13 protein-coding genes are annotated in these 12,760 nt (G+C 67.8%); 6 read left to right on the forward strand and 7 right to left on the reverse strand.

Translation table 11 applies throughout. From position 1 onward, the window contains the following. The first annotated feature begins 16 nt into the window (after positions 1-16). On the forward strand, positions 17-559 hold the full coding sequence (locus AC5P9L_RS08895; protein ID WP_024956948.1) for a type 1 glutamine amidotransferase domain-containing protein: 543 nt from the start codon (positions 17-19) through the stop codon (positions 557-559). Positions 560-597: 38 nt separating this feature from the next. Here the strand turns inward: AC5P9L_RS08895 and AC5P9L_RS08900 are convergent, their stop codons facing one another. The 4 genes from AC5P9L_RS08900 to AC5P9L_RS08915 form a co-directional block, all read right to left on the reverse strand. Continuing rightward, positions 598-1,194 (reverse strand): YceB family lipoprotein, encoded by a 597-nt coding sequence (locus AC5P9L_RS08900; protein WP_005408439.1) that lies wholly within the window; start codon positions 1,192-1,194, stop codon positions 598-600. Positions 1,195-1,276: 82 nt separating this feature from the next. After that, on the reverse strand, positions 1,277-1,807 hold the full coding sequence (locus tag AC5P9L_RS08905; protein ID WP_005412534.1) for a hypothetical protein: 531 nt from the start codon (positions 1,805-1,807) through the stop codon (positions 1,277-1,279). 51 nt (positions 1,808-1,858) lie between these two features. Beyond that, complete coding sequence (locus AC5P9L_RS08910) at positions 1,859-2,167, reverse strand: DUF3861 family protein (protein WP_005408441.1); 309 nt, start codon at positions 2,165-2,167, stop codon at positions 1,859-1,861. Positions 2,168-2,462: 295 nt separating this feature from the next. Next, positions 2,463-2,861, reverse strand: coding sequence for an HU family DNA-binding protein (locus tag AC5P9L_RS08915; protein WP_005408442.1), 399 nt, complete (start codon positions 2,859-2,861; stop codon positions 2,463-2,465). Positions 2,862-3,233: 372 nt separating this feature from the next. Here AC5P9L_RS08915 and AC5P9L_RS08920 point away from each other — a divergent pair, with 372 nt between their 5' ends. Beyond that, entirely contained in the window at positions 3,234-3,665 is a 432-nt protein-coding gene (locus tag AC5P9L_RS08920) for an OsmC family protein (RefSeq protein WP_005408443.1), read from the forward strand. Positions 3,666-3,823: 158 nt separating this feature from the next. On the opposite strand, the gene AC5P9L_RS08925 is transcribed toward AC5P9L_RS08920, so the two are convergent. Together AC5P9L_RS08925 and AC5P9L_RS08930 are read right to left on the reverse strand one after the other, a co-directional pair. Then, complete coding sequence (locus tag AC5P9L_RS08925) at positions 3,824-4,702, reverse strand: PhzF family phenazine biosynthesis protein (protein ID WP_043034181.1); 879 nt, start codon at positions 4,700-4,702, stop codon at positions 3,824-3,826. Positions 4,703-4,777: 75 nt separating this feature from the next. Further along, a complete protein-coding gene (locus tag AC5P9L_RS08930) occupies positions 4,778-5,650 on the reverse strand; it encodes a PhzF family phenazine biosynthesis protein (protein ID WP_099605395.1) in 873 nt (290 codons plus the stop codon). Between the two features lie 76 nt (positions 5,651-5,726). Between AC5P9L_RS08930 and AC5P9L_RS08935 the strand changes: the two genes are divergently transcribed. The 3 genes from AC5P9L_RS08935 to murD all read left to right on the forward strand — a co-directional run bounded on the left by AC5P9L_RS08935 (position 5,727) and on the right by murD (position 11,140). After that, positions 5,727-8,321 (forward strand): bifunctional aspartate kinase/diaminopimelate decarboxylase, encoded by a 2,595-nt coding sequence (locus AC5P9L_RS08935; RefSeq protein WP_062606656.1) that lies wholly within the window; start codon positions 5,727-5,729, stop codon positions 8,319-8,321. 76 nt (positions 8,322-8,397) lie between these two features. Beyond that, the gene (gene murL, locus AC5P9L_RS08940) at positions 8,398-9,750 is read left to right on the forward strand and encodes a UDP-N-acetyl-alpha-D-muramoyl-L-alanyl-L-glutamate epimerase (protein ID WP_201861911.1); all 1,353 of its coding nucleotides are present in this window, start codon (positions 8,398-8,400) and stop codon (positions 9,748-9,750) included. After that, positions 9,731-11,140 (forward strand): UDP-N-acetylmuramoyl-L-alanine--D-glutamate ligase, encoded by a 1,410-nt coding sequence (gene murD, locus AC5P9L_RS08945; RefSeq protein ID WP_227415304.1) that lies wholly within the window; start codon positions 9,731-9,733, stop codon positions 11,138-11,140. The genes murL and murD overlap by 20 nt, the downstream gene beginning before the upstream one ends. A 94-nt stretch (positions 11,141-11,234) precedes the next feature. Here the strand turns inward: murD and AC5P9L_RS08950 are convergent, their stop codons facing one another. Beyond that, positions 11,235-11,828 (reverse strand): SMI1/KNR4 family protein, encoded by a 594-nt coding sequence (locus AC5P9L_RS08950; protein ID WP_012479376.1) that lies wholly within the window; start codon positions 11,826-11,828, stop codon positions 11,235-11,237. Positions 11,829-11,960: 132 nt separating this feature from the next. On the opposite strand from AC5P9L_RS08950, the gene AC5P9L_RS08955 reads away from it, so the two are divergent. Next, complete coding sequence (locus AC5P9L_RS08955) at positions 11,961-12,752, forward strand: dienelactone hydrolase family protein (RefSeq protein WP_005412541.1); 792 nt, start codon at positions 11,961-11,963, stop codon at positions 12,750-12,752. The last annotated feature ends 8 nt before the right edge of the window (positions 12,753-12,760 follow it).

Consider the following 12,760-nt stretch of genomic DNA (forward strand, 5'->3'; position numbering starts at 1 on the left):
CAACCGGAGTGCACCCATGGCAGAACGATTGAAGGGCAAGCAGATTGCCATCCTTGCCACCCACGGCTTTGAACAGTCCGAACTGACCGAACCCAAGCGTCTGCTGGAAGCCGAAGGCGCGCGCGTCAGCGTCGTGTCGCCTGCAAAGGAGGCGACGATCAAGGGCTGGAAAGAGAAGAACTGGGGCGACGCCGTTGCAGTGGATATTCCGCTGGATGAGGCCGATCCGGCCAGCTTCGATGCCCTGGTGCTGCCGGGAGGGGTCATCAATCCGGACACGCTGCGTACCGACGAGGCTGTACTCGGCTTCGTCCGCGCAGTAGACGAAGCCGGCAAGCCTGTGGCGGCGATCTGCCATGGCCCGTGGCTGCTGATCAACAGTGGCCTCGCCGATGGCCGCGAGCTGACGTCCTGGCCGTCCCTGCAGCAGGATCTGACCAATGCGGGGGCGAACTGGCGCGATGCCGAGGTCGTGGTCGACGGCAACGTGATCACCAGCCGCAAGCCGGACGACATCCCAGCCTTCAGTGAGGCGGTGGTCAAGGCACTTGCCGCCTGATGCGCTGCCGGTAGTGCCGGCCGCTGGCCGGCACCGCCTTACTTGCCCAGCACGCCTGCCGGCACCAGGTTGCCCAGGTTCTGGTTGAAGGTGACCACCAGCTTGCCGTTCTTCACCTGTGCCGATTGCACCTGCAGCGCGCCAAGCACGCCGGCCACGGCCGGGTCCAGCTTGTAGATCGGCTCCCGCTGGGCGTAGTCGCTCAGCCAGGCGTTTAGCAGGCCACGGGTACGGGAGTCGAGACGACCGCCCTGGTTGGCCGGTGTGAAGTCATCCACGCTCGGCTGCTGCAGGTGGAATCCCTGGGTCTGCGCGTCGTAGCGCAGGCCGCTGCTGAGCTTCACCGTACCCAGTTTGGCCGGATTGCCACCGGCAGTGGCCAGTGCCACGTCCATGCCAAGGTTCAAGCGCTCGCCGGCCGGGAGGCTCAGCTGGGGGTGGCTCATGGTGAGGGCGATCAGTCCGCCCAACGCGTCCTGGGTGCGCGGGAAGCTGCCATCGAGATACTGCTGCACATCGCTGGCGCCGACCGACAGTTCGCGGCCGGAAATGGATGGGGCGGCCTGCGCGCCGATCGCGGCGGCGATCAGCACGGTGGAGGCGGCGAGGCGGGTCATCAGGGAACGCAGGCGCATGGCGGTGACCGCTGGACTGGGAAAGGATGGAGGAAAGAGTAGCCGGGGCGGCTGAATCGCGCGTGCATGCCGCTGCAATGGTTCAGTCCAGCGTTGGCCGCAGTTGCGCCGACTGGATCTGCCAGCCGCGGCCATCAGCACTGGGCTGCACGCGGTACCAGCCGCCGAAGCGGAAGGTGCCTTGCGTGGTGACCGCGCGGATCCGCACCGGCACCTCCAGCAGCTTGGGAGGATGCTGGCCGTCGCGTGCCACCGGGGGCTCGCTGTCCAGCCGCAGCGTACGCACGCCCTGCAGCTGGCGTATGGCAGCGTCATCTGCGCGGTGCGGGTCGGCCGGTGGAATCGCCCATGCCGCATCGCTGGCGCTGCGGTTGCGGTTGAGCAGCGCGATCACGTAGCGGTTGAGCATCACCGATGGTGGTTGGGCGTCGGCAGCGACCGCAGCGAACAGCGGATCGATCGCCGGTGTCTGCAGGGACGCCGCTTCGGTGCTGGTAATGCCCTGCGTTCCGGCGCTGGCGACAGCCGGCGCTGGCGCAACATCAGGCGCTGCCGCAGGCCTGGAGCAGCCGAGCAGCGCCAGGGGCACGATCAGGAAAAGCGTCCTGCGCATGCCTCCTCCCCGAGGCGATGTGGGGGAGACAGTGTATCGGCTGCGCGGGAATCAGCGGGAGGAGGGCAACTGCTCCAGCGCATCCAGTGCCGGCAGCACCTGCCCGGCGATGGCGGCCAACGCATGTCCATCGGTCTCTGCGTGGCGCTGCACGATGTCGCGCAGCAGCTGGGTGGCGATCACCAGGGTCGCGCGTTCATCACCGCTGATGCCAGCGGTGCGTGGCGCCGCTTCCAGCAGGCGCATCAGGTCGCGGCTGGCGCGATGCTCCAGTTCGATGGTGCAGCGCCCGGTGCACTGCAACCCGTCCTTTTCGATGGGGGTCACCGAGATCCGGTAGCGGGTGGAGGGGCTGGCCATGAGGGGATGCTCGCCGTTGCTGTGGAGGATGCGCCCACCTTAGGCAAGGCCGTGCCCGGCGGCGATGGCCGGGGCTGCACGCAGTGTTCCACCCGGTACGTTCCAGGGCCTGCCCAGGCCGCGCCTGGCTAATGGCGACGGGCTTGAACGGGGATTTTCCAGTATGCGGCAACGCTGTGTTGCGGATGCCCCGGGGCGGCGCATCCACGCGTGGCGTGGACCTGCTGCCGGGAACGTGCAAAAGAAAACGGGACGGCCAGAGCCGTCCCGTCGGAATCCGCGTTGGGGCGCGCGCTTACAGCGCGGCGTCCTTCAGCTTCTTCAGCGGACGCACCTTCAGCTTGGTGGTGGCCGGCTTGGCAGCGAACCACTGCTCTTCCTTGGTGAACGGGTTGATGCCCTTGCGCTTCGGCTTGGCCGGCACATTGACGGTGGTGATCTTCAGCAGGCCCGGCAGGGTGAAGGAGCCAGCGCCCTTCTTGTGCACCGAGGAGGCAACGGCGCTTTCCAGCGAGGCCAGCACAGCGCGGACGTCCTTGGCGACGACGCCGGAGGCTTCAGCGATGTGTGCAACCAGGCCGGACTTGGTCAGCACTTCCTTGATCGGCTTCGGAGCGGCCGGCTTGGCGGCTGCCTTCGTCGCGACTTTCTTCACTGCCTTCTTCGGGGCAGCCTTCTTAGCGGTCTTTGCCATGGTTTCCTGTTCCGTGAACGGTTGGTTGTTTGGTCGGCGCCGAACCCCGTCGGCAAGCGCAATGTAGGGCAACTCTTGGGCGCCGCCAATAGCCCGAAGCGCGGAAAGTGCATGTTTTTTCATATCCAGGCCGATTCAGTACATGGCGCGCCGTGGGGGACGGGGGTGTGGCAACGCGCGCTACGGCCCACGCCCGCCCATCGGCGGAATGCGCGAAACCACTGAAAACAAGAGAAAAATGCGTTTCCGGCTGGTGAGAAAGTGTCCACGCGCCGGGTTCGGAAGGCGACCTGCGGCGTGCGGCGGAGCGACGCAGGGCTAACGCCTCCCGTGCGAGGGTGACCGTTCATCACCGTCACGCAGGAGCAGCACATGGGAATCTCGCGACACGCCACCGCGCACTGGGAAGGCGATCTGAAGTCGGGCAAGGGGCAGCTGAGCACGCCGCAGAGCGGGCTGCTGGACAAGACACGCTACGGCTTCAACAGCCGTTTCGGCGACGAAAAGGGCACCAATCCGGAAGAGCTCATCGCTGCTGCGCACGCCGGTTGCTTCACCATGGCGCTGTCGGCCAAGCTCGGCGAAGCCGGCTTTACCCCGACCTCGCTGGATACCGAAGCCAAGGTAGATCTGTCATTGGAGGGCGGCCCGCAGCTGTCGCAGATCCGGCTGAAGGTGAAGGCAGTGGTGCCGGGTATCGACGCGACGCAGTTCCGTGCGATTGCCGATGACGCCAAGCAGAACTGCCCGGTGTCCAAGGCGCTGAGCGCGGTGCCGATCAGCCTGGAAGCCGAGCTGGGCTGAGGGTAGTGCCGGCCGCTGGCCGGCAACCGCATGATCTCGAGGTCCAGGTAACAGCCGGCCAGCGTTATGGCGGCCTTCCCGGCCGCCACCCTCCGGGCCGTCGCGTCCGACGTTGGCAGCGGCTCCTGCCGCTGCCTTCGGCTCCACCTCGATGGTGTTTACCAATCGATGGTGCCGCTGATCACCGTCTGCACCTGCCCGCCAGACCAGACCTCGCCGTCCTGGTCGACCAGCAGGGTCAGGCGCGCGTCATGGCCGACTTCGCGGCCCTGGCTGACTTCAAACGGCGTCCGTCCACGCGGCAGCGCGTCACGCAGGTCCAGCCACGCGGCCAGCACCGCATTGGCCGCACCCGAGGCGGCGTCCTCGAAGCGGCGTCCATTGCCGACGAAGGCACGTACGGCCAGGTCGAAACCCTCGCTGCCATCGCTGAAGGCATAGGCGAACACGCCCATGCTGTCGGTGGATTCAGCCAGTGCGGCCACTGCATCCCAGTCTGGCTGCAGCACGCGCAATGCGGCCTCGTCGGCCACCTGCACCACCCACCAGCTGCGGCCGCCCTGCATGCGTGCCGGCGGCAGTGTGCCCAGCGGCCAGTCCTTCAGCGCGGCCTGCAGGCGCGGATCGGTGGCCTCAGCGGTTTCGGCCAGCTGCGCGCGCGGGGTGCGGATGGCGATGCGCTGCTGCGTACCCTCACCGCTGACGCGCAGCGGCAGCGCGCCGGCAATGCCGTCCTGCACCAGCACGCCGTCGACCGCTGCGGCCAGGCCCGCCTGCAGCACCGCGTGCGCGGTACCGACGCTGGGATGGCCCGCGAACGGTACTTCCTTCTGCGGGCTGAACATGCGCAATCGATAGCTGGCGCCCGGCACCTGCGGCGGGAACACGAAGGTGGTTTCGGGCAGGCGCGTCCAGCGCGCGATGGCCTGCATGCTGGCGTCGTCCAGGCCCTCGGCATCGAGTACCACGGCCAGCGGATTGCCAGCGCCGGCGCGCGGGGAGAACACGTCCAGCTGCAGGAAACGGCGGGTGGTCATAGGGGGCAAACTCCGTAAAACGAGAGGGGATACGGTAGCGCCGGGCCATGCCCGGCGACCGTGCGCGGCCCGGCGCTACCAATGGATGCTGCCGTCGATCACGCACTGCACCTGGCCGCCGATCCACACCGTGCCCTGCGCATCAACCTCGACCTGTACGCGACCATCGCGGCCGACTTCGCGGCCCTGGCTGGCGACGTAGCGGCCCTCGCGGCCGGGCAGGGCATTGCGCTGGCGCAGCCAGGCACCGATCAGCGCATTGGCGCTGCCGGTCACTGGATCCTCGGGCACGGCGGCTGCATCAGCGGGGCAGAAAGCGCGCACCACCCGGGTGTGGTCGTCGCCGGCCTCGTCGGCGAACACGGCCACACCGGTCGCGTCGGTGGCGAGGCTCCAGTCGGCCAGCGTGGCCATGTCCGGCACAAGGTTGCGTACGGCGGCGGCGTCGCGCAGCGGCAACAGCCACCAGCGTGCGCCGTTGTCCCACAGTTCGGGCACGTGCCCGCTGTCGGCCAGCGCCAGCAGCGCTTCGGGCGCTCCGTCGGCCGCTGTGTCCAGTTGCCGCGCCGGTGGGCTGGCCAGCTGGATCTGCAGTGCCTCGGCCGGGCCGCTCACCCGTACAGGCAGCAACCCCGCCGCGCATTGCTGCAGGAGGGAACCGTCGTGCGGTTGCGCCAGGCCGCAGGTCACCGCCGCCCAGGCGGCGCCGACGCTGGGGTGGCCGGCGAAGGCCAGCTCGCGGGTCGGGGTGAAGATGCGGATGTGGTAGTCGGCGCCCGGCGTGCTGGGGCGCAGGAAGAACACCGTCTCGGACAGGTTCAGCCAGGCGGCCAGGGCCTGCATCTGGCTGCTGGGGAGCCCGTCGGCGTCCAGAATGACGCCCAACGGGTTGCCGGTGCCGGGGCGGGGGGCGAAGACATCGAGCTGCAGGTAACGGAGGACGGCCATCTACGGGGATATTGCGCTTAGAATCAAAGGTTCCGCCCCCGAGGGCGGCTTCCCCCACATTCTACATAGCCAATCCATGTCAGCTTCCCCCCTTGTCGATCGTTGGATCGTACTGAAGTTCGGCGGCACCTCGGTGTCGCGTCGTCACCGCTGGGACACGATCGGGAAGCTGGCGAAAAAACGCGCGGAAGAGACCGGCTCGCGCGTGCTGGTGGTGGTGTCGGCGCTGTCCGGGGTCACCAACGAACTGACCGCGATCGCCGATGGCGCGCCCGACAGCCGGGATCGCGTGGCGGCGCTGGTCGAACGCCACGAGGCCTTCCTGGTTGAACTCGGCCTGGGCCGCGAGGTGCTGGCCGATCGCCTGGCGGCGCTGCAGGGGCTGCTCGACGACGCGCGGGCGGCCACCCGTCCGCTCGACTGGCAGGCCGAAGTGCTGGGCCAGGGCGAGCTGCTGTCCTCCACCCTGGGTGCGGCCTACCTGCGCGCGTCGGGCCTGGACATGGGCTGGATGGATGCCCGCCAGTGGCTGGACGCGATGCCGCCGCAGCCGAACCAGAGCGACTGGTCGCAGCGCCTGTCGGTGAACTGCCAGTGGCGCGCCGACGCGGAATGGATGCAGCGCTTCCGTGCGCAGCCGACCCGCCTGCTGATCACCCAGGGCTTCATCTCGCGGCATGCCGATGGCGGTACCGCCATCCTCGGCCGCGGCGGCTCGGATACCTCGGCGGCGTACTTCGGTGCGTTGCTGGGTGCCAGCCGCGTGGAGATCTGGACCGATGTGCCGGGCATGTTCAGCGCCAATCCGAAGGATGTGCCGGACGCGCGCCTGCTGACCCGCCTGGACTATTACGAGGCGCAGGAAATCGCCACCACCGGCGCCAAGGTGCTGCACCCGCGCTCGATCAAGCCGTGCCGCGATGCCGGCGTACCGATGGCCATCCTCGATACCGAGCGCCCGGAACTGCCCGGCACCAGCATCGATGGCAGCGCCGCGCCGGTACCAGGGGTGAAGGCGATCAGCCGCCGCAACGGCATCGTGCTGGTGTCGATGGAAGGCATCGGCATGTGGCAGCAGGTCGGCTTCCTGGCCGATGTGTTCAATCTGTTCAAGAAGCACGGCCTGTCGGTGGACCTGATCGGTTCGGCCGAAACCAACGTCACCGTGTCGCTGGATCCGTCCGAGAACCTGGTCAATACCGATGTGCTGGCCGCGCTGTCGGCCGACCTGTCGCAGATCTGCAAGGTGAAGGTGATCGTGCCGTGTGCGGCGATCACTCTGGTTGGCCGTGGCATGCGTTCGCTGCTGCACAAGCTGTCGGACGTGTGGGCGACCTTCGGCCGCGAGCGCGTGCACATGATCTCGCAGTCGTCCAATGACCTGAACCTGACCTTCGTCATCGACGAGGCCGATGCCGATGGCCTGCTGCCGGTGCTGCACGCCGAGCTGATCGACAGCGGCGCGATGCCGGTGGAAGAGACCGAAGTGTTCGGCCCGCGCTGGCGCGAGATCGCCGGCACCGTGCGCCCGCGTGGCACGCCGTGGTGGCGCGGCCAGCGTGCGCACCTGCTGCAGCTGGCCGATGCCGGTACGCCGCGCTACGTCTACCATCTGCCGACCGTGCGCGCCCGCGCCCGCGCGCTGGCCGCGATCAAGCCGATCGACCAGCGCTACTACGCGATCAAGGCCAACAGCCACCCGGCCATCCTGCAGCTGCTGGAAGCCGAAGGCTTCGGCCTGGAGTGCGTGTCGCATGGCGAACTGAAGCACGTGTTCCAGCACCTGCCGGAACTGTCGCCCAAGCGCGTGCTGTTCACTCCCAGCTTCTGCCCGCGCAGCGAGTACGAAGCCGCATTCGCGCTGGGCGTGACGGTGACGGTCGACAACGTCGAGGCACTGCAGCGCTGGCCGGACCTGTTCCGCAACCGCGAGCTGTGGCTGCGCGTTGACCTGGGCCGTGGCGAGGGCCACCACGCCAAGGTCCGTACCGGTGGCAAGGAGTCCAAGTTCGGCCTGCCGATCGCCCGTGTCGATGAGTTCGTGCGCGCAGCCACTGATCTGGGCAGCCGCGTGGTCGGCCTGCACGCGCACCTGGGCAGCGGCGTGGAGACCGCGCAGCACTGGCGCCTGATGTGCGATGAGCTGGCCGGTTTCGCCCGCCGCATCGGCAGCGTGCAGACCATCGACATCGGCGGCGGCCTGCCGATTCCGTATTCCGCCGAGGACGAGCCGTTCGATCTGGATGCCTGGGCCGAGGGCCTGGCTGAGGTCAAGGCGCTGCATCCGGCGTTCCGCCTGGCGATCGAGCCGGGCCGCTACCTGGTGGCCGAATCCGGCGTGCTGCTGACCCACGCCACCCAGGTGGTGGAAAAGGACGGCGTGCGCCGCGTCGGCTTGGATGCCGGCATGAATGCATTGATGCGCCCGGCCCTGTACGACGCCTGGCACGACATCGAGAACCTCAGCCGCCAGGGTGGGTATGCCGAGGCGGCGTTCGATGTGGTCGGCCCGATCTGCGAGTCCAGCGACGTGTTCGGCAAGCGCCGCAAGCTGCCGGTGTCGACCGCGCCGGACGACGTGATGCTGATCGCCGATGCCGGCGCCTACGGCTATTCGATGGCCAACACCTACAACCAGCGGATGCTGCCGCGCGAAGACGTGATCGAATGATCGCCGCGCGCGCCCTGCACCCGCCCACCGACACGCCGCGCGCCATCGCGCGGGCCCGTGCCTGACCGGATACACCATGACTGCTTTCGACAAACACCAGGTTTCCCGCTTCCGCTTCGTCCGCTGCGAATTCGCCGCGGAGACCGGCGTGGCCAGGCTGGTCTATGCCTTTGATGACGGCCCGGAGATGGTGGAGACCATCACCGTGCCGGGCGCCCCGTTCGTGCTGGACGAGGCGCGTGCCGCCGCCGTGCAGCGTGCGCTGCAGCTGCTGCACCTGATCGCCGGTGTCAGCTACTACAAGGCGGGCGTGCCGGAGACGGTCAGCATCGACAGCTACAGCATCGATGCCGATACCGCCGCACTGGTGGAGACCATTTACCTCAACGGCCTGGGCGAATTCGCCTACCGCAATGGCCTGAACCTGCGCGGCCGCTTCCGGTTGCCGGTGCAGGGCGAGGCCGTGCAGGCGCCGTCGCTGGGCCTGCAGCCGCACGCGCTGGTGGCCATCGGCGGCGGCAAGGATTCGCTGGTCAGCATCGAAGCGCTGCGCCGTGCCGGCGTGGACGAAACCGTGACCTGGATCGGTGGCTCGCAGCTGATCCGTGCGTGCGCCGAGCGCACCGGCCTGCCGACATTGAACCTGGGCCGCACGCTGGCACCTGAACTGTTCGAGTTGAATCGCCAGGGCGCATGGAACGGCCATATCCCGGTGACGGTGGTGAACTCGGCGATCATGGTGCTGGCCGCGTTGCTGCACGGCGTGGACCAGGTGGTGTTCTCCAACGAGCGCTCGGCCAGCTACGGCAGCCAGATTCCGGGCACCGGCGAAGTGAATCATCAGTGGTCCAAGGGCTGGGCCTGCGAGCAGGCGTTCGGCAGCCATGTGCAGAAGTACGTGGCGGCGGACCTGCAGTACTACTCGCTGCTGCGCCCGATGTCCGAGCTGGCGGTGGCCCGCCAGTTCGCCAAGAGTGACTTCTACGACGCGCATTTCTCCAGCTGCAACCGCAACTTCCACATCCTCGGCGAGCGCCCGGTGAACCGCTGGTGCGGCGTCTGCCCGAAGTGCCACTTCGTGTTCCTGGCGCTGGCCCCGTTCATGCCCAAGACGCGCCTGGTGCGCATCTTCGGCCGCAACCTGCTGGACGATGCCGAGCAGGCCGGTGGCTTCGATGCGCTGCTGGAATTCCAGGACCACAAGCCGTTCGAGTGCGTGGGCGAAGGCCGCGAATCGCGTGCGGCGATGGCGACCCTGGCGCAACGCCCGGAGTGGAAGGAAGACGTGCTGGTGAAGCGCTTCTGCAACGAGATCCAGCCGCAGCTGGATGCCGCCGAACTGGAACTGGCACCGCTGCTGCAGCTGCAGGGCGAGCATCGCGTTCCGCCTGCGCTGTGGGAACGGGTGCGTGAAGATTTCGAAGCTTGAAGGAAAGCGCGTTGCGCTGTGGGGCTGGGGCCGTGAGGGCCGCGCCGCGTTTGCGGTGCTGCGTGAGCGCCTGCCCTCGCTGCCGCTGAGCCTGTTCTGCCCGGCGGCCGAAGTCGAGGCCGCGCGTGCGGAAACGCAGGGCGTGCTGGACGTGCGTGGTGAGCCTTCTGCTGAAGCGCTGGCCGCGTTTGACGTGGTGATCAAGTCTCCCGGCATCAGCCCCTACCAGCCAATCGCGTTGGCGGCTGCAGGGCAGGGCACCCGCTTCATCGGTGGCACCGCGCTGTGGTTCGCCGAACACGCGGCCGACGATGGCATCGTGCACGACACCGTGTGCGTGACCGGTACCAAGGGCAAGAGCACCACCACCGCGCTGGTCGCGCACCTGCTGCGTGCCGCCGGCCACCGTACCGGCCTGGTCGGCAACATTGGCCTGCCGCTGCTGGAAGTGCTGGACCCGCAGCCCGCGCCTGAGTACTGGGCGGTGGAACTGTCCAGCTACCAGACCGGCGAAGTGGCACGCAGTGGCGCCCGCCCGCAGGTGGCGGTGGTGCTGAACCTGTTGCCGGAGCATCTGGACTGGCACGGCAGCGAACAGCGTTACATCGAAGACAAGCTGCGGCTGGTGACTGAAGCCGCACCGCGCATCGCCGTGCTCAATGCCGCCGATCCGCACCTGGCCGCGCTGTCGCTCCCTGACAGCGAAGTGGTCTGGTTCAACCAGCCGCAGGGCTGGCACATGCGCGGTGACGTCGTGCATCGCGGCGAACAGGCCGTGTTCGATACCCGCAACACGCCGCTGCCGGGCCGCCACAACCGCGGCAACCTGTGCGCGGTGCTGGCCGCGCTGGAAGCGCTGGGGCTGGATGCCGTAGCGCTGGCACCGGCGGTGCAGGATTTCCGCCCGCTGCCGAACCGCCTGCAGCGCATCGGCGTGGCCGATGGCCTGACCTACGTCAACGATTCGATCAGCACCACGCCGCATGCCAGCCTGGCCGCGCTGGAGTGCTTCGCCGGGCAGCGCATCGCGCTGCTGGTGGGCGGGCACGACCGTGGCCTGGACTGGACCGATTTCATGCAGCACATGGCGCACGACGTGCCGCCGGTGGAGATCGTGACCATGGGCAGCAACGGCCCGCGCATCCACGCCATGCTGCAGCCGCTGGCCGATGCCGGTCGCTTCGGTCTGCATGCTGCGGGCGATCTTGCCGAGGCGATGGCGCTGGCGCGTACTGCGCTGGGTGAGCAGGGTGGGGTGGTGCTGCTGTCGCCGGGCGCACCGAGCTTTGGTGCGTACCGCGATTACGTGGCGCGTGGCCGTCATTTCGCCGAGCTGGCCGGATTCGACCCGGACAGCATCAGCGCGATTCCGGGGCTGGGCATCGCCTGAGGGGTCGGATCCCTCTCCGCAGGAAAGGGCTCTGACCCCAACGGGATTCTGGCCGGCAACCCTCCGGAGAAATTCATCCACGCATGGCGTGGATCTACTGCTCCTCGTCGATGAACGCGTAGCCGCCGTCGATCAATTGCTGCAGATACGCATCGAAGCTGGGCGCGATCACCGCATAGCTGTCCGGGTCGTGCAGGTAGCGCACCACCTGGCCGACGGTGCCGCCCGGTGCGGGGTTGAAATCCAGGTAAAGCATCGACGTGCCGCCGTTGTTCATGCAGTGCGAGAAGCACAGGCGGCGGTTCATCGGCAGATCCGCGTCGATGCCTTCACCCAGAATCTCCGGCTCGTCATCCAGCCACTCTTCGTAGATGGAACGGATGCTGTCGTCCCATTGCTGCTGGTCCTCGAAGATCTGCGCGACCGAGCGCAGGTAGTACGGATAGCCGCCGTCTTCCACGTCCGACCCGAGCATCAGCACGCAGACCCCGCCGCCGGGGTACTCGCGGAAGTGGGTGCCATCGACGCGGGACAACAGTTCCACCAGGCTGTCAGGCACCTGCGGCCATTGCATGCGCAGGCGCTGCAGGTCTTCTGCGCTGGCGCCCTGGACGTGAGCCCATTGCGGGGCATCGTCGGCGGGCAGGCGTGGGATCAGGCCAGACAGAAAGCGGTCAACAAGGTTCATGCGAAAAAGGGGACGGAGGGGATTAAGTCGTATCCAACCACACCTGCGTCACGTCGCCAATGCAGAATGCGACGCGGGAGGGGCGAATACGGCTTAATCCCCTCCGTCCCCTTTTTCTTGCGGAGCAGGCGCATGAATCGTTGGCGATGCGGTGTGGCGGTGATGCTGGGGCTGGCGGCGATGCCGGCGTGGGCGGCAATGAAGACGCAGCCGGTGGAGTGGAAACACCAGGGCACGACCTTCAGTGGCGTGCTGGTCTATGACGATGGCGACAACGACAAGCGTCCGGGCCTGGTGATGGTGCCGAACTGGAAGGGTGTGAACGAGTCGGCCATCGAGAAGGCCAAGCAGCTGGCGGGCGATGATTACGTGGTGCTGGTGGCCGATGTGTACGGCAAGGGCGTGCGGCCGAAGACCGATGCCGAGGCCGGGCCGGTGGCGACCAAGCTGCGCAACGACCGGCCGTTGCTGCGGGCACGTGCGCTGGAAGCGGTGAACGTGCTCAAGGCGCAGGCCGGCAAGGTGCCGCTCGATGCCAGCCGGATCGGTGCGGTGGGCTTCTGCTTTGGCGGCACCACGGTGCTGGAGCTGGCCCGTGCCGGTGCGCCGTTGGCCGCTGTGGTCAGCCTGCACGGTGGGTTGGGTTCACCGCTGCCGGCGCAGGCCGGTGGCAGTCACCCGTCGGTGCTGGTGCTCAACGGTGCCGACGACAGGAGCGTGACCGCCGAGGATATCGCCGGTTTCCAGAGGGAAATGAACGCGGCCAAGGTCGACTGGGAGTTCACCAACTACAGCGGGGCGGTGCACTGCTTTGCCGAGCGCGATGCCAACAGCCCGCCGGGGTGCCAGTACAACGAGCGGGCGGCCAAGCGCGCGTGGAAGGCGCTGGATGAGTTCTTCGAGGAGCGCTTCGAGAAACGTTGATCCGCGCA

Source organism: Stenotrophomonas sp. YJH_SMC_64 (assembly GCF_059371375.1).